This window comes from Spirosoma radiotolerans (assembly GCF_000974425.1).
In the GTDB taxonomy this organism is placed as follows: Bacteria; Bacteroidota; Bacteroidia; order Cytophagales; family Spirosomataceae; genus Spirosoma; species Spirosoma radiotolerans.
Genome location: NZ_CP010429.1, coordinates 6,743,107 through 6,767,589, shown reverse-complemented (window position 1 = coordinate 6,767,589; position 24,483 = coordinate 6,743,107). Strand labels below are relative to the sequence as shown.

15 protein-coding genes are annotated in these 24,483 nt (G+C 51.2%); 7 read left to right on the top strand and 8 right to left on the bottom strand.

Annotation, left to right across the window (positions count from 1 at the left end):
- Window positions 1–45 precede the first annotated feature (45 nt).
- The gene (locus tag SD10_RS27570) at window positions 46–3,630 is read right to left on the bottom strand and encodes an FG-GAP-like repeat-containing protein (RefSeq protein WP_046580239.1); all 3,585 of its coding nucleotides are present in this window, start codon (window positions 3,628–3,630) and stop codon (window positions 46–48) included.
- A 132-nt stretch (window positions 3,631–3,762) separates the two neighbouring features.
- Window positions 3,763–5,322, bottom strand: a complete 1,560-nt coding sequence (locus tag SD10_RS27565) for a polysaccharide biosynthesis C-terminal domain-containing protein (RefSeq protein ID WP_046578561.1) — start codon at window positions 5,320–5,322, stop codon at window positions 3,763–3,765.
- Between the two features lie 165 nt (window positions 5,323–5,487).
- Between SD10_RS27565 and purH the strand changes: the two genes are divergently transcribed.
- The 3 genes from purH to gatC all read left to right on the top strand — a co-directional run bounded on the left by purH (window position 5,488) and on the right by gatC (window position 8,199).
- Entirely contained in the window at window positions 5,488–7,047 is a 1,560-nt protein-coding gene (gene purH, locus SD10_RS27560; RefSeq protein WP_046578560.1) for a bifunctional phosphoribosylaminoimidazolecarboxamide formyltransferase/IMP cyclohydrolase, read from the top strand.
- Window positions 7,048–7,100: 53 nt separating this feature from the next.
- On the top strand, window positions 7,101–7,832 hold the full coding sequence (locus SD10_RS27555) for a lysophospholipid acyltransferase family protein (RefSeq protein ID WP_046578556.1): 732 nt from the start codon (window positions 7,101–7,103) through the stop codon (window positions 7,830–7,832).
- A 79-nt stretch (window positions 7,833–7,911) separates the two neighbouring features.
- Complete coding sequence (gene gatC, locus SD10_RS27550; protein ID WP_046578555.1) at window positions 7,912–8,199, top strand: Asp-tRNA(Asn)/Glu-tRNA(Gln) amidotransferase subunit GatC; 288 nt, start codon at window positions 7,912–7,914, stop codon at window positions 8,197–8,199.
- A gap of 232 nt (window positions 8,200–8,431) precedes the next feature.
- Here gatC and SD10_RS27545 read toward each other — a convergent pair whose 3' ends face one another.
- The 5 genes from SD10_RS27545 to uvrA form a co-directional block, all read right to left on the bottom strand.
- Window positions 8,432–8,824, bottom strand: a complete 393-nt coding sequence (locus SD10_RS27545; RefSeq protein ID WP_046578552.1) for a DMT family transporter — start codon at window positions 8,822–8,824, stop codon at window positions 8,432–8,434.
- A gap of 100 nt (window positions 8,825–8,924) precedes the next feature.
- Complete coding sequence (locus tag SD10_RS27540; protein ID WP_046578547.1) at window positions 8,925–10,430, bottom strand: DUF1501 domain-containing protein; 1,506 nt, start codon at window positions 10,428–10,430, stop codon at window positions 8,925–8,927.
- Window positions 10,431–10,454: 24 nt separating this feature from the next.
- The gene (locus tag SD10_RS27535; protein WP_046578543.1) at window positions 10,455–13,250 is read right to left on the bottom strand and encodes a DUF1553 domain-containing protein; all 2,796 of its coding nucleotides are present in this window, start codon (window positions 13,248–13,250) and stop codon (window positions 10,455–10,457) included.
- Window positions 13,251–13,388: 138 nt separating this feature from the next.
- Complete coding sequence (locus SD10_RS27530) at window positions 13,389–15,689, bottom strand: sialate O-acetylesterase (protein ID WP_227699083.1); 2,301 nt, start codon at window positions 15,687–15,689, stop codon at window positions 13,389–13,391.
- 343 nt (window positions 15,690–16,032) lie between these two features.
- Complete coding sequence (gene uvrA, locus SD10_RS27525; protein ID WP_046578540.1) at window positions 16,033–18,969, bottom strand: excinuclease ABC subunit UvrA; 2,937 nt, start codon at window positions 18,967–18,969, stop codon at window positions 16,033–16,035.
- A gap of 140 nt (window positions 18,970–19,109) precedes the next feature.
- Between uvrA and SD10_RS27520 the strand changes: the two genes are divergently transcribed.
- Together SD10_RS27520 and SD10_RS27515 are read left to right on the top strand one after the other, a co-directional pair.
- Window positions 19,110–19,739, top strand: coding sequence for an MgtC/SapB family protein (locus SD10_RS27520; RefSeq protein WP_046578538.1), 630 nt, complete (start codon window positions 19,110–19,112; stop codon window positions 19,737–19,739).
- A 40-nt stretch (window positions 19,740–19,779) separates the two neighbouring features.
- Window positions 19,780–20,412, top strand: coding sequence for a hypothetical protein (locus tag SD10_RS27515; protein WP_046578537.1), 633 nt, complete (start codon window positions 19,780–19,782; stop codon window positions 20,410–20,412).
- 70 nt (window positions 20,413–20,482) lie between these two features.
- On the opposite strand, the gene SD10_RS27510 is transcribed toward SD10_RS27515, so the two are convergent.
- Window positions 20,483–21,517, bottom strand: a complete 1,035-nt coding sequence (locus tag SD10_RS27510; protein WP_227699082.1) for an SGNH/GDSL hydrolase family protein — start codon at window positions 21,515–21,517, stop codon at window positions 20,483–20,485.
- Between the two features lie 322 nt (window positions 21,518–21,839).
- Here SD10_RS27510 and SD10_RS27505 point away from each other — a divergent pair, with 322 nt between their 5' ends.
- Together SD10_RS27505 and SD10_RS27500 are read left to right on the top strand one after the other, a co-directional pair.
- A complete protein-coding gene (locus SD10_RS27505; RefSeq protein ID WP_046578535.1) occupies window positions 21,840–23,279 on the top strand; it encodes an MBOAT family O-acyltransferase in 1,440 nt (479 codons plus the stop codon).
- 26 nt (window positions 23,280–23,305) lie between these two features.
- Window positions 23,306–24,481 carry an alginate O-acetyltransferase AlgX-related protein gene (locus SD10_RS27500; RefSeq protein ID WP_052731308.1) on the top strand — a complete coding sequence of 392 codons (1,176 nt, stop codon included), beginning with the start codon at window positions 23,306–23,308 and terminating at the stop codon, window positions 24,479–24,481.
- The last annotated feature ends 2 nt before the right edge of the window (window positions 24,482–24,483 follow it).

The window sequence follows — 24,483 nt, the reverse complement described above, 5'->3', positions numbered from 1 at the left end:
GGCTGGCGCCGATACGGTTTCCCGTATCGGCGCCAGCCCTATCACTTACTTTTTGACGAGTTGCTCACCTGGTAATAACCACACTCCGCGTGCCGACTGTCCATAGAAACTAGTGCCAAAGGGAATCTCCTGCCGACGCATACGCCCATTTTTCAACCGCACATTAACCACCGTGGTCTGTGCATCAACGGGCATGAACGTTTGTGGCTGTTGAATGGCAAATAGGCGCAAGGGACCCCGGTTTTCGGTCACAGCCACCTCACAACGGCCCTGTGGATTAGGGAAGTTAACCATCGCTTTGGCGTTGCCGGGCACAAAGAAACCCGACTGAGCGATTGTTAGGGGTAAAAAGCCTCCTTTCCCATCGCCTTTCAAAACCAGCCCGTTCATAGCGTCCATGCGTCCGGCTACCAAATCGCTACCGTGCTCATTACCAACCAGCACTGCATCGAGGTTACCGTCGCCGTCCACATCCTGAGCCAGCATACCAAACAGCGGAGCGGTTTGTGCCATAATAGGCAACGGATGAACGTCGAATTTGCCATTTCCTTTGTTTTCGATGTAGCTACTGGTCAGATAATTGGCTGAAAGCTTCAGGGCCTGGCCCCGCTCTTCATCGGTCAGTATCTGGCTCATGGTCGCTTCACCAAAGGGGGCGTATTTAATGAATCGGCGTTTGATACCAATCATCTGTTTCACCATATCATCCCAGCCGAAATACGGGTATTCTTCGTATTGACCTTTGGCGTTTTTGAAATAGACCGAAGGAAAGGCGTCGTAAAAGCCGTTATTGTCGAAGTCGCCCGCGTAGATACGAACGGGTCGTTCGGTGCTGGCCCGGAACAGCGTATTTTGGCCCATGTTCCCCGCGAGGTAGTCTATATCGCCGTCATTATCAAAATCGCCGGGGGTCAGTGAATTCCAAAAACCCACTTTATCCGCTAGGCCACTATTATCCAGAGGTTGTAAATGGCCTTTCACGTTTTTGAGCATGGTTAAAGGCGCCCATTCACTGGCCAGCATCAGGTCAACATAGCCGTCATTATCGTAATCTGTCCAGAGTGCATCACAGGTCAAACCCGCTTTCGTCAATGCAGGGGCCAGTTGTGCCGTTACATCGGTGAAATGCGGCTTGCCTTTTTCCCCCGCTTTGTCCGAATGATCGTTGCGAAGCAGGTAACTGGGTACGCCCACCGGGTATTTATACGGTTCAACCCGCCCGCCGACGAACAAATCCAGGTCGCCATCCTTATCGAAGTCGGCGGCTTTCACGCAGGAGCCATTTACCCGAAAATCAGGCAGCGCATTAGGATCCAGGGTAAAGTTGCCCTGACCATCGTTCACATACAGGCGGTGGCGCATGGCCTCGGCCAGTTGCTCGGACGAGAATTCGGGGCTACCACTGGCTGCGTATAGATCAAGGTCGCCGTCCGCATCCGCATCGAATAGCAACAAGCCTGTATCCTCAGCCAATTTTGTTGGCAGCGGTTTCAGGATGAAGTGCCCGTTCTTTTGCTGCAAGAGCAGTTCCGTCGAATACTTGGAACTACCGCCCACCACCAGATCGGCCAGGCCATCGCCGTTCACATCGCCGACAGCCAGCGCCGGTCCATATTCGGTGAGTTTGTGCAGAAGCGTTTTTTGTCCGTTAAAGTCTATGATATCGGTTTCTTCGTGCCGATACGTAACCCCCAGGTCGGCGGTCACGTCTTTCAATAATGGTTGGGTTACCGGGCCGTTCGATACTGCCGGGGCTGGCCGGGCGTCTGTCGCTTTGAGCGTAATGGTTTGGTCGGCGTTGACACTCGGGAGAATTTGAACTCGCCCGCCCGGCCAGGTTACTTTCAGGTTTTTGATGGTTGTCGTTGCGCCCAGGCCAAAATGCGCAACGGGCTCCACACTGGACAGAAACCCCCGATAAGGCGTATGTTCATAAAATTCCTTATGCCCATTTGGCAACTCATATTCGATAGTGGCACCGAGCCCCATCCGATTAGCCCCCTCTCCCTGAAACTGAACCCGCAGATAGTGCGCCTTATCGGATTTTTTATCGACCAGCGTATTGCGGTACACAAAGGCTTCGTCGTCGATATTATTGACAATGTAATCGAGATCACCATCTCCGTCGAGGTCAGCATAGGCGGCACCATTGGCAAAGTTCGGCTCACTCATACCCCAGAGGTCCGTAACATTTTCGAAGGCAGGGCCACCCGACCGGGCATCGCCCCGGTTTCGATACGCATAGTCACTTACCTTCACCCGAGGCATTTTTTCCGTCAGGCCTTTCCGAAGTTCGTCACTCAGGTAGGTGTTTACCGAACTGTAGTAGTTTGTAAAGTCCCGGTCGGTCACGTCGCGAGGGAACCCATTGGTAACCAGCAAGTCACGGTAGCCATCGTGGTCAAAATCAGCTAGCAGGGGCGACCAGCTCCACTCCGTTTCGGCTACACCGGCCAGCATACTGATTTCGCTGAAAATCGGCATGTTGGCGTGTGACGTGTCCGAAGGCCGTACACCCTGGTTGAGTTGCAGCGTGTTGCGGGCATACTGGTGTTCGTAGCCCATACGGTCCCATTCCTGGTAAGCGAAATAACTACTGGGGCCCATCAGGCTCTTTTTCCGGAGGTTATCCTCGGGCAGCATATCCATCACGATGATGTCGGCCAGCCCATCGCCATTAATATCGGCCACATCATTTCCCATAGCCGACGAGCTGGTATGCTTGAATGCTTCATGAGCCCGGTTCGTGAACGTGCCATCGTGGTTGTTGATGTACAGCACATCACTACTGGCAAAGTCATTTGTCACGTAAATATCTTTCCAGCCATCGCGGTTGATGTCGCAGATATTCACGCCAAGGCCGAAGCCCTCTGCCAGCGTACCGGCCTGCATCGTTACGTCCGTGAAAAATGCATGCCCCCGTTTTGGATCGAAATCATTCCGATACAGTCGGTCCGTATTGGGCGATGTACCATCATTGACTCGGGCGCGTAAGTTGGTTGGACTCCGCGGGTCGGCAATTTGATCAACCAGAACGAAGAGGTCCAGATCGCCGTCGTTGTCGTAATCGAAAAAGGCAGAGTGAGTCGAGAAGGTTGTGTCGGCAATGCCATAGTCGGCCGCCATCTCCCGAAACTTTGGGGCTCCGTCCGTATCATTCCCCTGGTTGACATACAGCAGATTCGTCCGTTGGGTGGCTTTTTTATGCAGTGTTGTGGATATATACACGTCCAGCTTCCCATCTGCATTCACGTCTACCACCGATACGCCCGAGCACCAGTGACCACCGCCCTGTACACCAGCCGTTTGGGTAACGTCTTTGAAATGCAGGCTTCCGCCACCCGCTTCGGTTTCATTGATGTACAACCGATTAGAAACCTGATTTCCGGCAAAAAATACGTCGGGTTTTTTATCACCGTTGAAATCGCCGACACCAACGCCCCCACCATTGTAAATGTACTGGTAGTTGAGAATATTGAGGGTGTCGCTATCGGTAATGTTATTGGCGAAAGTAATTCCCGTTTCGGATGAATTGAGCCGTTCAAAAAGGGGCTTTTCACGGCAGGCAGAGAGTAAGAACAGAAACACGACAGGCAGGAGCCAGACGCCGTTTCGATAAAATCGTTTCATGAAATAGATAATGCCCATTACGGTGGCAGAATTAGCAGATTATCTTGCAATTTACCCACAAAAAACGCCCGAAAGATAGCTCAGTCTATTTTTTGTCTCTTGATTCGTAAAGCGTTGGCCGCGATCCCCCAATCATTGCCCAAACTTGACTGGTTTTTTGTTTCTGTTTCGCAGGCGGGCCAGGGCTGGCTGCACGGTATCGCGTTCCACAAAAATCATAGCCAGCAGATACAGTCCGAACAAAGCCATGTGTGTGGGCACGGCCACCCAGAGATTAGCAATGGGAAACTGCCAGGATGCGTAAATCAGAAGCCCAGCGCTGAGCAGGTAGCCAACGGCCGACCGGACGTGGTAAGGAACAGGGTAATATTTTTCGCCCAGTACGTAACATAAAGCCATCATAATCAGGCTGGATACCGAAAAGGCGACGGCACAACCCATATAGCCAATCACGGGTATGAGCAGCACGTTGAGTACGATGGTTACCCCGGTTCCGATGACAGTGATCAGTGTGCCGTAGCTGGTTTTATCCGTTAATTTGAACCAGAACGAAATGTTGTAGTAGACGCCCAGCAACAAATTGCCCAGCAGCAGCAGCGGGACAACATTCAGCCCGACTCGGTAAGCTTTCGACCGTAAAAACAACTGACCCAACAAATCGAGGTTTAGGCTGACAGCCAGCCAAATCAAGGCACAAACGATGATGAACCATTTTGTCACATTAGCCAGCAACGTTGGTGCATTCTTATCCTCTGCCTGGGAGAAAAAGAATGGATCGGCGGCAAATTTAAATGACTGAATTGCCAGCGCCATAAAAACCGACAGTTTCAGGCAGTTCCCGTAAATGCCCAGCACTGCTTCGGCCGATAAGCCCGGATAAAAGTTGGGTGGCAGCAAATGCCGTAAAAATAGCCGGTCGGTTAGCAGGTTCAGCACACTGGCCAGGTTGGTCAGCATGATCGGGAAAGCATAGGCAATCAAGATCCGAGCCTGTGGGCCATTGAGCTGAAAGCGGTAGCCGGAAAATGCTTTTCGGATGATGATGAAATAGAGGGCGTTCCCCAGCAAATTCGACAGGAACGTATAACCTGGTCCAATTTTCGGATCGTAAATAAAGCTGGCTACGGGTTGCAGAGCCGCCAGGTATTTGCCCTCATAAATATCCTTCGCAATAATCAGGAAAAACAGATTCAGCGCGACGACAATAACGATGTTGATGATTCGGGCGCTCACAAACTCACGAACTCGATTTTCGACCCGTAAGCGGGCAAATGGAATGGCTACGATGGCATCGATGGCCACCAACAGCGCCGACCACTGCACAAATCGCTCCTGGCCAGGGTAATGGAGCCAGTTGGTTATGGGCGTAGCCAGACTGTACAGTAAAATAGAGGAGGTGACGCTGATCAGAACAACAATGCTCAGCGACTGGTTGAAAATACGCTTCTTTTCGGCCTCCGGCTGGTCTTTGGAACGGGCCATAAATCGAAAAAAAGCCGTTTCCAGCCCTAGGGTATAGACAACGAGCAGCACGCCAATCCAACCGTAGAGTTCCACATTCGACGCCATAGCCGATGGCTTCTGGAACGCATAGGTCTGAATGGGAACCAGCGCGTAGTTGAGCAAGCGCGCCAGAATCGTACTGATTCCGTAAAGAGCCGTGTCGCTCGCTAATTTTTTAAACGTACTCATGTAGAGAAGAAATACTTACCCGCTCGGTTTGGCTTTTGTGCTCCGGGCTGACAAAGTTAAGACCTTTGGTTATCTTTGCACTTCCAGTTGACGCAGTTACGTGACTGTTTCACATAATTGGACAACCCAATAGTCAACAGCCGCAACGCTGTTCCAATCGACCTCATGTCTCTCAAAATCTCCTCCGCGCTGATTTCCGTCTTTTACAAAGACGGTCTCGAACCTTTAGTCCGGCTGTTGAACGAACAGAACGTCAAACTATATTCGACGGGCGGCACACAAACATTTATTGAGCAACTCGGCATTCCCGTAACGGCCGTTGAAGACCTGACCGGCTATCCATCCATTTTTGGCGGTCGGGTCAAAACCCTGCACCCAGCCGTCATGGGCGGTATTTTGTACCGGCGGGATGTACCCGAAGATCTGGCTCAGGCCGAGCGACACCAGATCCCTCCCATCGACCTGGTTGTTGTCGATCTGTATCCGTTTGAAGAAACGGTCGCATCGGGTGCGTCGGACGACGATATTATTGAGAAAATTGATATTGGCGGCATTTCGCTGATTCGGGCGGCTGCCAAAAATTACAACGATGTGCTGATCGTTTCCTCACGCAGTCAGTATACCGACGTGGTGACGCTGCTAACCCAGCAAAATGGATCGACGGAACTAAACGACCGGCGGCAATATGCCGGAAAAGCGTTTGCCGTAACGTCGCAATACGATACAGCCATTCAGGCTTATTTTGCTGGAAATACGCAATCAGCGGAAACGGACGGACCTATATATGACTTCAAGAAACTGTCGGCCAACCACCTTCGATATGGCGAGAACCCGCACCAGCAGGCAACGTTCTACGGCGACCTGGAAGCCATGTTCGAGAAGCTGCACGGCAAAGAATTGTCCTATAATAACCTGGTCGACGTTGACGCCTGTGTAAACCTGATCGATGAGTTTGCCAATTCGGATGGCAGCGCCTTTGCCATTATCAAACACACGAATGCCTGTGGTATTGCCACCGCTCCAACCCCAAAGGAAGCTTACCTGAACGCGCTTGCCTGCGATCCGGTGTCGGCATTTGGTGGCGTGGTGATCACAAACGGACCCGTCGATCTGGTAACGGCCGAGGAGCTGAACAAGCTCTTCATGGAAATTCTGATTGCGCCCGATTATGCACCAGAAGCGTTGACGTTGTTGAAGTCGAAGAAAAATCGAATTCTGCTGAAGCGCAACGCCATTAACCTGCCTACTGTTATGTTCAAAACGATTCTGAACGGCGTACTGGAGCAGGACAAAGACAACCAGACCGAGGCAACCGACCAATTCAACGTTGTGACGGAAAAAGCGCCAACCGAGAGCGAAAACCGGGCACTGGAATTTGCGTTGAAGGTGTGCAAACACACAAAATCGAACACGATTGTGCTGGCAAAAGAAGCCGGTCCGTTATACGGTCAGCTTCTGGCGAGTGGCGTTGGGCAAACATCGCGTGTGGATGCGCTGCGCCAGGCCATTGACAAAGCGCATTCATTCGGCTTTGATCTGGCTGGATCGGTTATGGCTTCAGATGCGTTTTTTCCCTTCCCCGACTGCGTCGAAATAGCGGCTCAGGCCGGCATCACGGCCGTTGTGCAACCGGGGGGCTCCATTCGTGATCAGGATTCGATCGATTATTGCAATCAACACGGTCTGGCGATGGTTACGACGGGCGTGCGGCATTTCAAACATTAATCATTCGTCAGGTTGAACAGGCTGGCCTGTTCAACCTGACGACACTCCATTCCATGCGACTACTGTACACGATCTGGTGCGCGACTTATTTTGTGGTGTTATACCTATTTCTGTTCCCGATCCAGTTTGTGTTTTTGCAGCGTGACGCCTGGAAGCCACTAGCCCATAAGATTAATTACATTTGGGGAATCCTCTTTTTCCTGGGCGTAGGCATACCGGTTCGGGTTGAGTACCGATTCAGGCCAGAACCGAACGGAGTTTACGTTTTCTGTGCGAACCACTTCTCTTATTTGGACATAGCGGCCATGGGAGTAATCGTCAAGAATTTTTACGCCTTTGTCGGAAAAAGTGACGTAAAAAACATTCCGTTGCTGGGGTATATGTTTGCGAAACTGCACGTACAGGTCGATCGCGATCAGCCAAACAGCCGCGCGTATTCACTGGCTAAATCCATTCGAACGCTGGCCTCCGGACGGAGTATTATGATTTTTCCGGAAGGGGGCATTCGCGCTCCTAAACCGCCCCAGATGGTCCCGTTCAAAGACGGTGCCTTTACGATGGCCATTCAGCAGCAGGTGCCCATTGTACCCGTTACGCTGTTGAATAATTACCAGATTTTGCCGGATAAGAGTCCAATACGTTTTCACTGGCATCCTCTTCGGGCGGTCATTCACCCGCCCATCGAAACGGCAGGTATGACGCAAGACGACGTAGAGCGCCTGAAAGAAGAAACGTATAGCATTATAGACAGGGAATTGATGAAAGCCAGGAAAGTAACGGCTTAGTCCTGTACGTTCACCGCTAGGATGAACCAGCCATTCGCTCTTTCACTCATTCTCTCATTCACTCATTCTCTCTTTATTTATGAAAGTAGATCAGGAAACACTGCATAAAATTGCCCACCTCTCCCGGCTTGAGGTTAAGCCCGAAGAAGAGGCTGCCTTGCTGAATAGCCTGAATGGCGTATTGACCTGGATGGAGCAATTAAATGAGATTGATACAACCGGCATTGAACCGCTCACGCATATGTCCGCCGAGACGAACGTGCTACGCGAAGATGTGGTAGCCAATCATCTCTCCCGCGAGCAAGCCCTTATGAATGCGCCCCAGCATGACGACCAGTTTTTTGAGGTACCTAAAGTGCTGGAATAGAGGTGAACTGAGCTTATCCGGTGTCGTCGCTGTATTGTTTCTATAGCCGCCTGGCTAGGCTTACCTCGGGCTGTGTCCTCACGGACCGCTCACCCGGATGGTCTTGGTCAGGGCGGTCCGTGAGAACACGGACCGAGGAGTCGGTGTCAGTTTCTCAAAACCGCTCTATGTCGGGTTCTTAAACCCGACATCACGGGTAGGACACAAACTGTGGAGACGCGATCCAATAAACTCACTCGGTAGGGCCGGCAAATTTTAGCCCGACAATGCCGATAGTGATCAGGAGAATGAACAGCAGTTCGCTCCACGACCAGCTCAGCTTCAGCCAGAACACATCGGAGGCTTTTAGAAAGACCAGCGTTAGCGCCATCCAAACGGCAAAAGCGGTTGTGGTGGGTATGGCCCGCATGGCAATAGCCAGCAAAATGGTATTGACAATTCCGAAAAAGACATAGGCAATCCAGGGCAGCAAGATGGGCCAACCCACGTCAGCGCGATAGAACGTATCCCAGCGAAGGGATTTCAGGGCATCCCACCGCAGGTATTTAAGCGAATACATCCAAGCCATCTCACAGGCGGCTGCTCCAATCAGGTAGATCCAGGCAAGCGCAGTTTGGGTTATCATGGCATCAACCGGCGGTCAACATATACGCAAAGGAACATGCAGCAGCTATGGTAGGCAAGGTGCCCGGCCAGGAATGCGATTAAGAAATTGTTGCCATTTCTTACGCCAATATGGGCTTAACGACTTTTCCAGCCACATCAGTCAGCCGGAACGGACGCCCTTGAAATTGATACGTTAACTTGGTGTGATCAAACCCAAGCAAGTGAAGAATCGTTGCCTGAAGGTCATGAATATGCACTTTGTCTTTGACTCCGTAATAGCCAATATCATCGGTTTCGCCGAACGAAAATCCTTTTTTGACGCCACCGCCTGCCATCCAGACTGTAAACGCTTCGAGGTGATGGTCGCGCCCCATGAACGGAAGCACCTGACCATCGCGGTTTTCCTGCATCGGCGTCCGGCCAAACTCCCCGCCCCACACAACAAGGGTATCATCCAGTAAACCGCGCTGCTTCAAATCCTTCAGCAAAGCCGCAACCGCCTGGTCAGACTCCTTGCATTTATTCTTAAGTCCGATTTCGATAGCCCCATCGGCGCTGGTGCCGTGTGTATCCCATCCCCAATCGAACAGTTGTACAAACCGAACGCCCCGTTCCACCAGCCGACGGGCGAGCAGGCAGTTCCGCGAAAAGGAACCCTTATTCGGATTCACGCCGTAGCTGTCGAGAATGTATTGCGGTTCGCTTTTGATATCCATGGCATCGGGCACCGACATTTGCATCCGAAACGCCAGTTCATACTGAGCAATACGAGTCAGGATTTCGGGGTCCTTCACATCGTCGTATTGCTGCTGATTAATCTGGCTGATGGCATCGATGGTTTGTTTGCGCACATCCCGGCTTATGCCTGCCGGGTCCGAAGCATACAACACCGGGTCGCCATCCGTGCGGCACTGAACGCCCTGATACACCGTTGGCAAAAATCCGCTTCCCCAGACGGATTTACCCGCATCGGGCTGCTTTCCGCCCGAGGCCAGCACGATATAACCGGGCAGATTGTCATTTTCCGTTCCGAGGCCATACGTCACCCATGAACCCATACTCGGCCGACCCAGCCGGGCACTACCCGTATGCATGAGTAATTGCGCAGGTGCATGGTTGAACTGATCGGTATGCATCGCTTTCAGAAACGAAATATCGTCCACGACGCCCTGCAAATGGGGTAAATAATCAGACACCCACGCTCCCGACTGGCCATGTTGAGCAAACTTCCCCTGCGGGCCAAGCATTTTGGGCACGCCCCGGATAAAGGCAAACTTCTTGCCTTCCAGTAAGGCCTGTGGGCAATCTTTCCCATTGTATTTGGCTAGTTCGGGTTTATAATCAAATAGCTCCAACTGGCTCGGCGACCCAGCCATGTGGATATAAATGATCCGTTTGGCTTTTGGCAAATACTGCGACGGATGGGGCGCCGTGGCTGGCCCATCGCTCGATGGAGCCGAACCCACAACGTTGCTTTGGGCATCCCGTTTGCCAAAAAACCCACAGCTTCCCAGGACAGAACTCAGCGCCATAGCACCCAGACCCGTTGAGCAGGTATGTAGGAAATGACGCCGTGTTTCGCGCTCGGCGGCTGCTTGCTGGAGTTCGTTAAGGAGTTTTTTCATAGTCTTACGTAAGTAAACGTGAGCTTACTCTTTGGTAATCACCTCATCCAGATTCAGCATCGTGTTGGCTGTGACGGTCAGGGCGGCCCGCTGGGGCGTAACATTCATACAATCTAATAGCTTCTTGGCCTCGTCTGGTTTCTGGCGGTAATACTGTTCCGTATTCCGGTAAAGCCGGGTTAGAATAACCAGCTTTTTCGGCGATAGGTCACGCAGCATAATTTGTCGGAAACCAGCCTGTAGCTGGTTCTCGGGCGACTTTCCGTGTGCCTGCATGTAACTGGCCAGGTGTTGGGCAGCTTCCACGTAGACCGGATCATTTAGTGTCACCAGCGCCTGCAACGGTGTGTTGGTACGCAGTCGGCGTAGCTGGCAGAACTCCCGGCTCGGGCTATCAAACGTTACCATCGACGGATAAGGAGCCGTACGTTTCCAGTAAGTATATAAAGCGCGTCGGTGCAGGTCTTCGCCCGTGCTTTGTTTCCATGATTCGCCATCGTAAGGCGACTGCCAAATGCCGTCCGGCTGAACGGGCATCACACTTGGCCCGTACAGTTTATGGCTCAACAGGCCACTCACGGCCAGCGCCTGGTCATGAACGGCTTCGGCCGACAACCGGACCCGTGGTCCTCTGGCGAGCAGTTTATTGAATGGGTCTTTGGCGAGAAGCTCGGGCGTGGCGTTTGACTGTTGCCGATAGGTTGCCGACATCACCATGCGTTTCAGCAGTTTCTTGACATGCCACTGGTCACCTTCCATAAATTCGACAGCCAGGTAATCCAGCAACTCCCGATGCGTTGGCGGAATACCCTGCGTACCCATGTCCTCTACCGTTTCGACAATACCTGTCCCGAATAACTGCTCCCAAAAACGATTCACGGCCACCCGAGCCGTTAGCGGATGTTCCCGGCTAACCATCCATTTAGCCAGCCCCAGACGGTTTCGGGGTAATTTAGGGTCCATAGCCGGAAATGATTTAGGAACATCAGGGTTTACCTTTTTTCCTTTTACCATCCAGTTGCCCCGGTCAAAAACATGCGTTTCACGTTTCAGATCACCCGTTCCGTCCAGCATAATGGGCGTCTGCTCAACGTCGGCGTTGAGCAGGTCGACGAGCAGCTTGTCCTGTTCACCAAGCGCGTTGAGCGGCTGACCAGGCATAACGGGCTGAAACGATACCCACTTGATCATGACCCAGTCTTTTGGGGCTTTGGGGCTGTTAAGCGATAAGTAAAGCGTATGCTTTCCAGTCACCGGTGGCAAGGGAATCATCTGAATCGTATCATTCCATTGATTGCCCGTTTTGGGAACGGGTAATATAGCCAGAATAGCCCCATCAGGCTTATCCTGCCGGATGGTGACAAGGGCGTCGGGCGCATTGGTGCCCCAGGCAATGAGTAGTCGTGGCCGACCAGTAAGGGTTACGTTTTTGATACGGGCCGCCCCTTTGTCCTGGAAACCAAAGTATTTCGCATCCAATAAAGACGCATTGGCCAACGCATCGAAGTCATGCGAATTTAGTTTGGGTTCGACCGTCCGCAGCAGTCGCGTAACCTGATTAACGCTGGTCTGGGCCTGCTTCGTGTCTGGCGTAGCTTTGGATAGGTACTGTTGTAAGGCTAGTACCTTAAGCGAGTCGGCAGGTTTATAAAAACGCAGGGTTGGCGTATCGCTCGTTACATCCTCGTCGCGTGTGTTGTTGAAAAAAGCGAGGTATTTATAGTATTCGTCGTGGGTAAAGGGATCGTATGGATGGCTGTGGCACTGGATACAGGCAAAGGTCGTGCCCTGAAACACGTCCCAGGTCGTATTGACCCGGTCGAGTACGGCCGCTACTCTAAACTCTTCGTCCTGCGTACCGCCTTCGTCATTGGTCATCGTGTTCCGGTGAAAACCCGTTGCGATATATTGATCGTCGGTCGGTAGTCCACCCGTAGGATTTGGCAACAAATCACCCGCCAGTTGCTCCACGGCAAACTGATCAAACGGCTTATCGCTATTGAAGGCCTTGATCAGCCAGTCGCGGTAGCGCCATATTTTCCGGCCAGGGTCGCGTTCATACCCTTTGGTATCAGCATAGCGGGCCAAATCGAGCCACATGCCCGTCCATCGTTCGCCGTAAGCGGGCGATTGGAAAAGCCGATCGACCACTTTTTCATAGGCCCCCGGCGATTGATCGGCGACAAAAGCCGCAACTTCTTTTTCGGTTGGTGGCAAGCCCGTCAAGTCGAGCGACACCCGCCGAATCAACGTAGCCCGGTCGGCTTCGGGCGAAGGTCGTAGAGACCCAACCCCTTGCGTCTCACGTAATTTATCCAGAATGAAATGGTCAATTTCATTTTTGGCCCAATTAGTTTCGTCATTATCGACCAAACCTAAACGGCTCCAGAAGGTGCCAATCTGCGGTACATCGGGACGTTGAACGGGTTGGTAGGCCCAATGATCGCCCCACGCGGCACCCTGATCGATCCATTTGCGGAGAAGCGCTATTTCGTCGGGCTTTAAGGCGGGATGATCGAGTGGCATCCGCTCGTCGGGGTCCGTCAGCGTTAGCCGCCGAATCAGTTCGCTCCCATCCGCATCGCCGGGAATAATTGCCAGCTTGCCTGATTTGGCAGGTGCCAGCGCTTCATGTTTAAAAAGTAGGGAGAAGCCAGCGGCTTTCTTGACACCCCCGTGGCAGGCAATGCAGTTTTTGTTCAGCAGGGGTTTAATCTGGGTATTAAAATCCACCCGTTTCTCAAAAAAGCCGAGAAACGACGAAAGCACCAGGGCTGTCCCAATGCCAACTACGCCAAAAAGAATCCACCTGATTTTCATAAAATACAGACACACAGCGGTTCGCTACTGCTAAAAGCAGAAAGGCTGATTTTTGTACTATTAAAAAAACGGCTTGTGGAAATTTTAACGTAGTGTATTCATAAACTGTTCATTATGAAGAGCTAACAAACACCTTAATTACTTAACCCGGAGATCTACCTGAGCGGTATCGTCTTCTCCATTTGTGACGCCATTGCCGGGCGTAGAATCGGGATCTGGCACCCCGGCCGCTGCGACCTGCGCCGTACAAACGCCCCGGCCACTGGCGGTGGCACTAGCCCGAAAACGCAGCGAAATACTACTTCCGGCGGCTAAACTGCTTACACCACTAACCAATGCCCCACCCGATACGCCAAAATCATCACCAGCCACGAACATCTGACCAGCGGGCAAATAGGCCGCTACGCTTAAGCCCGTTGCCGATAAACCGCCCCTGTTGGTCAGCGTAACGGTATAAACAAGCAGATTCCCCACACTGGGCGCACGATTACTAACGGACATACTCAGGCTAATATCAGCCTTTGCCGGGTCAGGCATGGGCTGATTGCTACTAACGCTTGGCAGCGGTACCTGATTGGGATTTGGCGAGGTAAACACGGCGGTACTGCTCTGACGCGTACGAAAGTCCAGTTGAACGGCATCGTCCTGTCCATCGCCGGTACCGGAATTTGGTTGACTGTCGGGATCGATGGTTATTGTCTGCGCCACTTCGGCCGCATTCTGATAGGTACCCAACTGAGTCGGCTTTGCGATAAAACTGAGCTTTTGGGTAGCTCCCGAGGCAATGTCAAGAGCAGCACTGGTCAGCACTGTTCCCGAAGCCGACAGGTCGGACGAGGAAACAAAGGCCAGATTATCGGGTAAGCGGTTTCGAACAACGACGCCTTTAGCCGGACCCGGTCCGGCATTTTGAACGTACAGGCTTATGGTAACTGGCGTATTTACATCAGGAGCTCGCTGATTGATACTCATAGACAGGCTCAGGTCAGCCTGATTGGAAATCTGAAACAGATTGGAAGGTACAGCAGGCACGGCAGGTGATGTAGACACCACCCGAATCTGAAAACGACCTCGCTGCAAGTCGCTGGGAAGGGTTACCTGAATGGGGCTGGCCGACCCACTCCCCAAAACGCTCTTATACTGGCCAAGTGAATCGAGCAATTGTACCTGCCATTGATTTCCAGCATTGAACGCACCCAGCGTACTGAAGGTTACGGCCAGCGTCGAACCCGGCAAAACATAGGCAGCCAAGTTGCCCGTTACAGCAAACTGGGTCGGAGTAATGGGTTGGGCATTCTGAAAGAAAGCGTTGTTGAGGCTGTTGTTCCAGTTGCGCGCAAACCGAGACAGGCCCATATCCACCGGAATAGGCCGGTTATTCAGGTAATATTGCGGGTGGGGCGATGGCCGCGACACATTACGAAAGTGAACATCGACGTTTCCTGCGTTTCGGTTCTGAATGGTGTCATTGTATGGTCCCTGAAACACATTAAAGCCTGACGTAGCAATCACATTTTCCTGTTGAGCAACCACCGCTGGCGTTGTCTTTGTTCCATTAAACGACGCACGAGCCACCATCCAGGGCACATTTTGGCCACCAAAATCCTGACGCGTTTTCTGTATGACGTCGCGAAGCCGGTCGGCATAGGTAGGAATATCGCTACTGGCGACATCAGCTTCCGCTTCGCCCTGCTGCCAGAGTATGGCCCGTACGCCAGATACAGAACCGTAATACCGAAGTACATTTTTCAAGTTGGTATAGGGCTGCAGATTCTCCCAGTTCCCTGCCGTGCAGTAATAGGCATTACAGGTGGGGATACCATTTGCCGTTTTCTGCCAGTTGTCGATGGTGGATCCATCCCAGCCGGTCACGAAAAAAGCCACCGGTACGTTGTACCGATTCACGATATAGTCACCTAGTTCGCCCCACCCCCATGAGCTCTCGGCCATTGGGAAGATGCGTCGGGTGGCGGTCAACGCCTTGAATCGAGGTACGGGCGAAGGATCACCAGAGGATAGCAGAGCGGGTGCTGCTGGAGGTTGTGGGTAGTAGTGGTTAATGGAATCGATGGCGTTGACACGGTCGGTATTGGTGCCAAGATCATTATCGCCAATCCCCAGCCCGCGCGAGTTCGACTGTCCAGCTGTAATGAACACTTCACCGATACCAACCGGCTGAACGCTCACTTGCTCCTGCACGGCGTTGCCTACAACGGTGCGCACGTTGAGGACATACCAGCCGCCAGCACCCGTGATATAGCCCAGAAAAAGGTTGTTAGCAGGGTTTGTTTGTACCGTTTGCCAGCCGGTCGCCACGCCCTGACCAGCCACAGCGGGGGTCAGCTGAGCCTCCACCCGGTCGACCGAGCCCGTAAATCGGCCGGATAAATAAAGTCGACCATTCCCATCCGTTCCGCGCTGTACGACCAGGCGCGCCATGGGATGAGAAAGCTGAAGTTGAGCAAAAGCAAAAACCGGCCAGAAAAGAAACAGAAAGACCCACGTAACAACCCTTAACATGAACGGCGGAGATATTAACTCTGCGAAAATACAGGAAAGTTAGTTACCCGTGCTTGACCAGGGGTAAGACAGGTCTTTTTTTATACACTAAAAGTAATTTTTCTTAACAAAATAGCTACGTTTTGCGCTTTGAGGTTTGTTTTGTGCTGGTAGGTTCTTAAACCTAGCTTGGCAGTTATAAGTAACCGGCATCACAAAGACGCTAAAAACGAAAAAAGGCGGATGTTTCCATCCGCCTTTGTGCTACGTATCAACTGGTTCATTAGACTTTACCGTTCAGGTACTGTGCGGTAAAATTGCCATCCGTTAGCTTTACCATCTCTTCGGGTGTGCCGGTAAAGGTAACATACCCCCCTGTTTCGCCCCCTTCAGGACCGAGATCAATAATGTGGTCGGCATTTTTGATGACCTCCATATTGTGCTCAATGATGATTACCGAATCGCCCTGATCAACGAGGGCATTGATGGCAGAGAGTAACTTGCGAATGTCATGGAAATGCAGGCCGGTAGTCGGTTCGTCGAAAATAAATAAGGTGCTTCCCTTGTTCGGGTTGCCTTTACCCAAGAACGAGGCCAGTTTCACCCGTTGCGCTTCGCCCCCCGACAGCGTATTCGCCGATTGACCTAGGCCGATATAGCCTAATCCTACATCCTGTAGGGGTTGCAGTTTGTCGGCCATTTTGTTATCTACTTTTCGGAAGAAGACAACGGCTTCATCGACGGTCATGTCCAGAATGTCAGATATGTTTTTATCCTGCAAGGTTACTTCCAGAACTTCCTGTTTGAATCGTTTTCCTCCGCACCCCTCACATTTGAGGTAGATGTCGGCCATAAACTGCATCTCAATTTTCACTTCACCTTCCCCCTGGCAAACCTCGCACCGACCTCCATCCACGTTGAATGAAAAATGGCTTGGCTTATAGCCCCGCGATTTGGATACCGGCTGATCGGCCATTACCTGCCGGAGGTAATCGTAGGCTTTGATGTAGGTGACGGGATTGGAGCGACTCGATTTGCCGATTGGGTTCTGGTCGATCATCTCAACGGCCGAAACACGGTCGAGGGAGCCACTCAATCCATCGAATTTACCCGCTTCTTCGGTGCCTTCACCCCGTTGCCGCATGAGCGCCGGATACAGCACTTTCCGGATCAGGGTACTCTTTCCCGAGCCCGAAACACCCGTTACGACCGTGAGGGTGTTGAGCGGAAACCGCACATCCACATTTTTCAGGTTGTTTTCACGGGCGCCTTTCAGTTCGATAAAGTTCGTTGCCTTACGCCGAAATGATGGCACAGGAACCGTTTCGCGCCCCGTCAGGAAGTCGATGGTATGGGAAACCAATGGTGATGTTGGCGGTTGGCCGGAGCCATTGGCCAATTCAGCACGTTCGCCAGCCTCGTCGCGGGTTCTCGAATCCGACACCACATCTTCCCACGTTCCCTGAAACACCAGATGGCCACCCAGCGAACCCGCATCAGGGCCAATATCGATGAGCTGGTCAGCAGCCCGCATCACCTCTTCCTCGTGTTCCACCACAATGACAGTGTTGCCCATATCGCGCAACGATTCGAGTACACTCACCAACCGTTGGGTGTCGCGAGGGTGCAGGCCAATGCTTGGCTCGTCCAGAATATACATCGAACCCACTAGCGCCGACCCCAGCGAGGTAGCCAGCTTAATCCGCTGATACTCGCCCCCCGACAAGGTATTGGTCAGTCGGTTGAGCGTTAGGTAGCCGAGGCCCACCCGCTCCATATAATCCAGCCGGTTACGAATCTCGACCAGAATCCGGTTAGCAATTTTCTGCTGGTGTTCGGGCAGTTCCAGATCGCGGAAGAAAGCCGTCACCTGGGTAAGTGGCATCAGCACAAGATCGGTGATGGATTTCCCGGCGATCTTTACATACCCGGCATCTTTGCGCAGTCGGGAACCCCGGCATTCAGGACAGGTTGTTTTGCCCCGATACCGGGACAGCATGACTCGGTACTGAACCTTAAAGGTCTGGCTTTCCACGAAGTCGAAGAAAGCATTGATTCCTTCGAAGTATTTGTTACCCGTCCAGAGTAGTTCCTGCTCGGCCGGGGTCAAATCTTTGTAAGGCCGGTGAATGGGAAAGTCGAACCGAATACCGTTCTTGAGCAGCGGCTTCAGGAACTCCTCACTCATTTTTTCACTGCGCCAAGGCGCAATGGCTCCTTCAAATACCGACAGGTTTTTATCGGGAATGACCAGATCGGGATCTATACCCAGCACTTTCCCAAATCCATCGCATCGACGGCAGGCGCCATAGGGATTATTGAATGTAAACAGGTTTACGCTCGGCTCCTCGAACACAATGCCGTCCAGCTCAAATTTGTCGGAGAAAATTCGAGATTCCTTACCAACAACATCCACCCGACAGGTACCGTCGCCCTCACTGAAGGCCGTTTGTACAGAATCGGAGAAACGATACTGGTTATCCTCATCGGGGTTGCCCTTATCGTCGTAAAGGACTGTGCCCCGGTCTACTAAAATTTCCAGTGAACCGTACGGCTGAGGCATATTTGCGTCATCGCCGTTCAGCACGTCTTCAATTTGTATGATCTCGCCATCAGCCACAATCCGGGTGTAGCCCTTCTGAAGCAGGATATTCAGCTCATACGCCAGCGTTCGGTCGTCGCGCACACGGAGTGGCGCCATGACCATAACCCGTTGACCAGCGTCGAACTCGTACATGAAATTAACGACATCCGTCACCGTATCCTTTCGTACTTCGTAGCCCGAGATTGGTGAATAGGTAATACCTGCCCGACCAAAGAGCAGTTTCAGGTAATCATAAATCTCGGTGGACGTACCAACGGTTGAGCGGGGGTTGCGGGTCGATACTTTTTGCTCAATGGCAATAGCAGGCGACACACCCTTAATGTATTCGACCTCAGGCTTTTCCATACGCCCCAGAAACTGGCGGGCATAGCTGCTCAGGCTTTCGACGTACATGCGCTGGCCTTCGGCAAATAAGGTATCAAAAGCCAGCGACGATTTGCCCGAACCCGATAGGCCGGTCAAGACAACTAACTTGTTACGGGGGATGGCAACATCAATTCCTTTTAGATTGTGTACTTTCGCCCCTTTGATGATAATAAACTGTTTGGGGTCGAGGTAATCAACGGAACGCTGTGGTCCGGCGGTCCGGCGTTCGGTTTCCGTGGTCTGAGTCATTCTAAGTTAATGAGGGTAAACTCTATCTAGATTTTAACGGTTTATTTCGGGATATGGTTTCTCTTAAACCTATTGGTTTTTGAAACTGACAAGGTTTTGCAACGGGATCAGATAAATACCCGTATTAGCTAACATACGAGATGGATTTTGCGCAGGAAGACCTTATTCGACTGGGCATTTCGCTGGTCATTGGCGGACTGATTGGGGCTGAACGCGAGTATCATGGCAAATCGGCCGGGTTGCGAACCATGATTATGATTTGCGTCGGGTCCACCCTGTTTACCATGATATCGAGCCGGATTGGTGGATCCGGCGCCCGGATCGCGGCCAATATTGTGAACGGCATCGGTTTCCTGGGTGCCGGCATTATCTTTCGCGAAAATAACCGGGTAAAGGGACTCACAACAGCCGCTACTGTGTGGGCTGTATCGGCCCTGGGCATGTGCGTTGGGGCGGGCCACTACGATATTGCGCTGATTGGTTTTGTCTTTATTCTGGGGTCATTACTTTTGCTGGTCAACCTGGCGGGCCGGATTCACAAATTGAACCAAATTCGTGATTATAAAATTGTAACAGCGTTTCATAACAAGACTCTGAAACAGTACGAAGAGCTTTTCGACGAATTTGGCTTAAAATCGACCCGAAACCAGCAACAACGTATTGGCACCGAGATCATCGGTCACTGGCGGGTGAGTGGGTCCGAGCAAAACCATGAAAAGTGCATTAAACGTTTGTTGAGAGACCCCGAGGTAAAAGAATTTACCTTTTGATTTCGTTACTGTATAAGCGTTATTTCCTGAATAAAATACCATGAATTATCTCCAGAAGTTACTGTTTATCACGCTTTTATTGAGTAGTACTATTGCTTTCGGGCAGCTCACCGAAGACCCGGACGACCGTCGGGATCAGGGCAAGGACCCCCTTCGTACGCAAACGCCCGAAGGACGTCCCCTGCCTTTTGGCCAGCGGCTTCGGTTTGGCGGTGGCATCAATGGCTTCCGGTTCGGCAATCCGTTTAGCCTGGGTGTTTCGCCGGTTATTGCTTACCAGGCCACTGAGCGAATGCTTGTCGGTATTGGTGGCAACTATACCTATACGCGCTATAAGCCCGGTCTTTTGTATGCAAACCAGGGAGTAACCATTAATCAGTATGGATTTAGAGGGTTTCTGATGTATGAATTTATACCGAGCATACTGCCTAACCTCTATTTACATGGCGAGCTGCAAACCAATACTTACCAGCAGAAAATAGATCAGGTAGCAGGCGCCTACACAGGTACCATTGCCGCTCCGTTGGTCGGTATTACCTACATGCAGCCGATAAGCCGACGTTTTGGCGTAAACCTTACGGCGCTTTACAACCTTAATTACAAGCCTAACGACCCCATTTCGTACCAGGTTTATGGAGGTACTCCCTTTGTACTCCGGCTTTCTTTCTTTTAGGGCTTAGTTGGTTCCTGAACAAAAAGGCGTTTTCTGCTCGAAAACGCCTTTTTGTTTGATGAATGCTGGTTTATTTTAATTTTTCCCAAATCAAGTCGGCAATTCGCTGCATACCGGTATCATTCGGGTGGGCGGCTACACCCAGATTGGTGTATTGGCTAGCAAAATACTGGCTCTGACCAACCATGCAGGAGAGGTCAACCAGCGCATGCCCCTTTTCAGTCGTTACTTTCCGGATGATCGCGTCTGCTTGTGGCTGTTGCCAGACGCTGGTCGTGCAGACCACCCTTACTGGCTGCCCGTAGTTGGCCAGACCATCCAGCAGTTGCGACAACTGCGTCTCAAATCCTCGCTTGGGTACTTGTGAATCATCGATATTCTCGCCGAGCCGCACAAGAATCAGATCAGGCTGAACCTGTTGTAAAGACTCTTTGAACTCATCGAAACTATAATCTGTCGTTCCGAATTGCCGTTCGAAATTACCACCTGACTGAAGGGTGACGGTCATAGTAGGATAGAATGCACGCAAGCGGCCCGTCAATAAATGAACGAAATCTTTCTCGGGTGCCGAAGCGGCCATTCCGTTGTTGTTAAACCAGCCCAGATCAGGGGCTGGTCCGTGATTCATGATGCTGTTCCCGATCACCAGCATCCGTTCAAAGTAAAGATTAAATACAGCCGACGATCGGCTAAGCGACACCTTGTTGCCAGAACGAATCCGGCTCAACACAGTCCCGCCCGTGATTAACGTAAATTGGCTGCCGGTTTGCCAGGTTGCGCCATTATCTAACGAATACTCAATGACAGCTCCTAAGGGCAACGCGTCGGCCGTTAGCCGGACTTGGGTACGAATATGAAACGTTCCGCCATCCGGCGAAAAAAGTGGAGCAGGCACCTTCAATGTGTCGATCTGAGGAACTGTCGCTGGCGGGCTGGTGGTAATCGAAACAGGCGAAGTTACTGTGGTGCTACTTCCTGGCGATGTAGTACAGGAACAGGCCGTTGTCGACGTAACACCAGAGGGCTCAGGCGGAGCTTGTTTGTTGCTAACTACCGCCGGGTAATCCTTTGTGCATCCAATGACAAGGAGCAGAATAGCCAACATATAGCTAAGTTCCTTTATCCTGTTTAAATCAAGCAGACACGAAAGCCGGTATCTAGCACACATTAATACGTCTAATTAGGTTTATTCACTTTGTTAAGTAAAGTAATAAAAACTTAATTTTGGCCAACCAATTTATCTTTTAGCGGTGCTTTGCCAGAGTGAGTGACCTGATATCAACTGAATTAGTCAAAATGTAGTAGTTGATCCTATCAACTAACTCATTGCGTAGAGCCGTAGTCAAGTCTGCTCTGGTAGCCACTTACGCTACTTTATGTAGAGCTAAAGACTTATTTTTGTATCCACACCCATAAAATAAACGATCATGCTGTTCAGTTCAGCAATCTTTTTATTCCTGTTTTTACCTTTTTTCTTACTTGTCTACTATTTATTACCAAAACGCTGGCACAATGCTTTTCTGTTTGCCGCCAGTCTGTGCTTTTATGCCTGGGGCGAAGGACCAGTCGTACTGGTGCTGCTCTTGTCAGCCCTGATCAACTACATAGCGGGGCGTTTGATTGAACAAGGACATCGGCGAGCAGGCCTGTGGCTTTCACTGGCGGGCAGCTTGTCACTCCTCTTTTACTACAAATACGCCAACTTTTTTGTCGATTCGGTCCGTAGTCTGGCTGATGCCTTTGCGCTTCCGGTTCCAGCTAGTTTGGCCCTTACTCACATTGCGTTACCAATCGGCATTAGCTTTTATACGTTTCAGGGCATTTCCTACACGCTGGATATTTACTGGGGCCGAATTCGGGCTAATCGTAGTTTTCTGGATTATGGCACCTACGTGGCGATGTTCCCGCATCAGATAGCGGGGCCTATTGTCCGGTATGCCGACATTGCTCCTGAACTGGCGGACCGAACCACAACCATTGAAAAATTTGGTATTGGTGCCGAGCGGTTCATTCTGGGACTAGCGAAGAAAGTTCTTCTGGCCAATACGTTTGCCAGTTTGGCAGATACGATCTTTAATGCACCCATCGATTCGTACCCAACAGCAACAGCCTGGCTGGGTATTGTGGCTTATTCGCTGCAAATCTATTTCGACTTCTCGGGCTATTCGGACATGGCTATTGGGCTGGGGAAGATGGTTGGGTTCGATTTCAAAGAGAATTTTAATTATCCTTATATTGCCCGCTCGATTCAGGATTTCTGGCGCAGGTGGCATATTTCGCTGTCTAGCTGGTTTCGCGATTACGTATATATTCCACTGGGAGGCAATCGGGGCAGTCAACTACGGACATACCGAAATCTGCTGATAGTCTTTTTTGTCACGGGCTTATGGCACGGAGCCAGTTGGAATTTTATCATATGGGGCCTCTATCACGGGTTGTTTCTGCTCATAGAACGGGCTGGCCTAGGCAAACGTCTGGAGCGCATCTGGCCACCTATTGCGCACGCCTATACGCTGATCGTTGTCTTAGTTGGCTGGGTCTTCTTCCGCGTTGAAACCCTGCCCGAAGCGATTCATTTTCTCCAGAAGATGCTTGGCCTGGGCCTACAGCCATCGGCTGCAGTGGCTTACCCACCCGCCTATTTTCTGACGGACGAACTTGTTGTTTCGCTCCTGTTAGGCCTTGTTTTAGCCACCCCAATTTACCCTTCTTTTCAACGGGGCTCGAATCGCTGGCTGGCTCGCCTGGTACCCGTACGGCTTCTGCTCAACTCTGCATACGTTGTGGGGCTGTTTAGCCTGTTTGTGTTAGCGGTTATGTATCTGGCGGCCGACACCTACAATCCATTTATTTATTTCCGCTTTTAGGCATAAGACGCGTCAATCTACAGACGATGGTACAGTTACGACCCAAACGAAACACTATTCGGTTGTCTCAATTCCGGTCGCGCTCTACAAAACGACTACCCTCTAGAGCCACTCTGCTGAGCATTGGATTCATTCTACTGCTGACTTTGCCAACGCTGGACCAATGGCTGGGTATGTCCCGAAACGTTAAAAGCCCAGAGAAGCGGATTCTGTCTACCTTTCCCGAGGCCAGGTTCCCCCATATTTTAACCTTTATTGCACAATTCAATACCTATTACAAGGAAAATTTTGGCTGGCGGAATGCGCTGTTCTATCAATATAGCTATTGGAAATATAAGATTTTAAAAACTTCGCCCTTGCCCGACAAGGTAGTAATCGGCAAAAACCATTGGTTTTATCCAGGCAACAGCTTGAGCCATGTCGCCGACCAGCACCAGGGGTTATGCCCATTCCATCCGGATACATTAGCCTCAATAGCGCGCCATTTGAGCAACTTCCAGCGCCAATTCAAGGCACAGGGAGCCACGTTATACATATTGATTGCGCCCGACTCCTACTCGATTTATCCAGAGAACTTGTCCAATTATTTGCCGATCAACGCACATGTGTCTAATTTTGACCGGTTCAACACCTACATGCGTCAATACACGACTATTCCGGTAGTCGATGTGCGTCAGGCATTAATTGCGGCTAAAGCTGACCGGGTTACGTACTGTCAGACCGATACGCACTGGAATGAGTATGGTTCGCTGATTGCCACGTTAACCATGGTAAACAGGCTGCGGAAAGATTTCCCTAAGCTGCCCGTTGCCCGACTAACGGACTATGCTATCTCTCCGGTACCTGGGATTGGTGGAGATCTGGTGACGATGCTGGCATTGAATCATGAAGTTGTTGACTCGATAGCATATAAAATTAAACCAGCCAAGTTTCTGCTTGCTCAAAACATTGAACAAAATGAAAATCTCGAGAAGGGGTTGCCTTCTCAACGATTTGTCACTGCCTCAAGCCAGTTGCCCAAGTTGTTGCTTATTGGCGACTCCTTTAGCTTTTCAATGAATCAGTCGTTACCGGGTTATTTCCGGGAATCATATCTGGTCCGCGATCATACGTGCAACATGGAACTGATTAAAAAAGAGCATCCTGACATTATCGTCTTTGAGATTGTTGAGCGAAACATTGCTTTTCTAGGCCAATTATAGGC

What these genes read in the sequence shown, in the direction of transcription:
- SD10_RS27570 (WP_046580239.1), bottom strand. Translation starts at nt 3,630, where the DNA reads ATGAAACGATTTTATCGAAACGGCGTCTGGCTCCTGCCTGTCGTGTTT.
- SD10_RS27565 (WP_046578561.1), bottom strand. Translation starts at nt 5,322, where the DNA reads ATGAGTACGTTTAAAAAATTAGCGAGCGACACGGCTCTTTACGGAATC.
- purH (WP_046578560.1), top strand. Translation starts at nt 5,488, where the DNA reads ATGTCTCTCAAAATCTCCTCCGCGCTGATTTCCGTCTTTTACAAAGAC.
- SD10_RS27555 (WP_046578556.1), top strand. Translation starts at nt 7,101, where the DNA reads ATGCGACTACTGTACACGATCTGGTGCGCGACTTATTTTGTGGTGTTA.
- gatC (WP_046578555.1), top strand. Translation starts at nt 7,912, where the DNA reads ATGAAAGTAGATCAGGAAACACTGCATAAAATTGCCCACCTCTCCCGG.
- SD10_RS27545 (WP_046578552.1), bottom strand. Translation starts at nt 8,824, where the DNA reads ATGATAACCCAAACTGCGCTTGCCTGGATCTACCTGATTGGAGCAGCC.
- SD10_RS27540 (WP_046578547.1), bottom strand. Translation starts at nt 10,430, where the DNA reads ATGAAAAAACTCCTTAACGAACTCCAGCAAGCAGCCGCCGAGCGCGAA.
- SD10_RS27535 (WP_046578543.1), bottom strand. Translation starts at nt 13,250, where the DNA reads ATGAAAATCAGGTGGATTCTTTTTGGCGTAGTTGGCATTGGGACAGCC.
- SD10_RS27530 (WP_227699083.1), bottom strand. Translation starts at nt 15,689, where the DNA reads ATGGCGCGCCTGGTCGTACAGCGCGGAACGGATGGGAATGGTCGACTT.
- uvrA (WP_046578540.1), bottom strand. Translation starts at nt 18,969, where the DNA reads ATGACTCAGACCACGGAAACCGAACGCCGGACCGCCGGACCACAGCGT.
- SD10_RS27520 (WP_046578538.1), top strand. Translation starts at nt 19,110, where the DNA reads ATGGATTTTGCGCAGGAAGACCTTATTCGACTGGGCATTTCGCTGGTC.
- SD10_RS27515 (WP_046578537.1), top strand. Translation starts at nt 19,780, where the DNA reads ATGAATTATCTCCAGAAGTTACTGTTTATCACGCTTTTATTGAGTAGT.
- SD10_RS27510 (WP_227699082.1), bottom strand. Translation starts at nt 21,517, where the DNA reads ATGTTGGCTATTCTGCTCCTTGTCATTGGATGCACAAAGGATTACCCG.
- SD10_RS27505 (WP_046578535.1), top strand. Translation starts at nt 21,840, where the DNA reads ATGCTGTTCAGTTCAGCAATCTTTTTATTCCTGTTTTTACCTTTTTTC.
- SD10_RS27500 (WP_052731308.1), top strand. Translation starts at nt 23,306, where the DNA reads ATGGTACAGTTACGACCCAAACGAAACACTATTCGGTTGTCTCAATTC.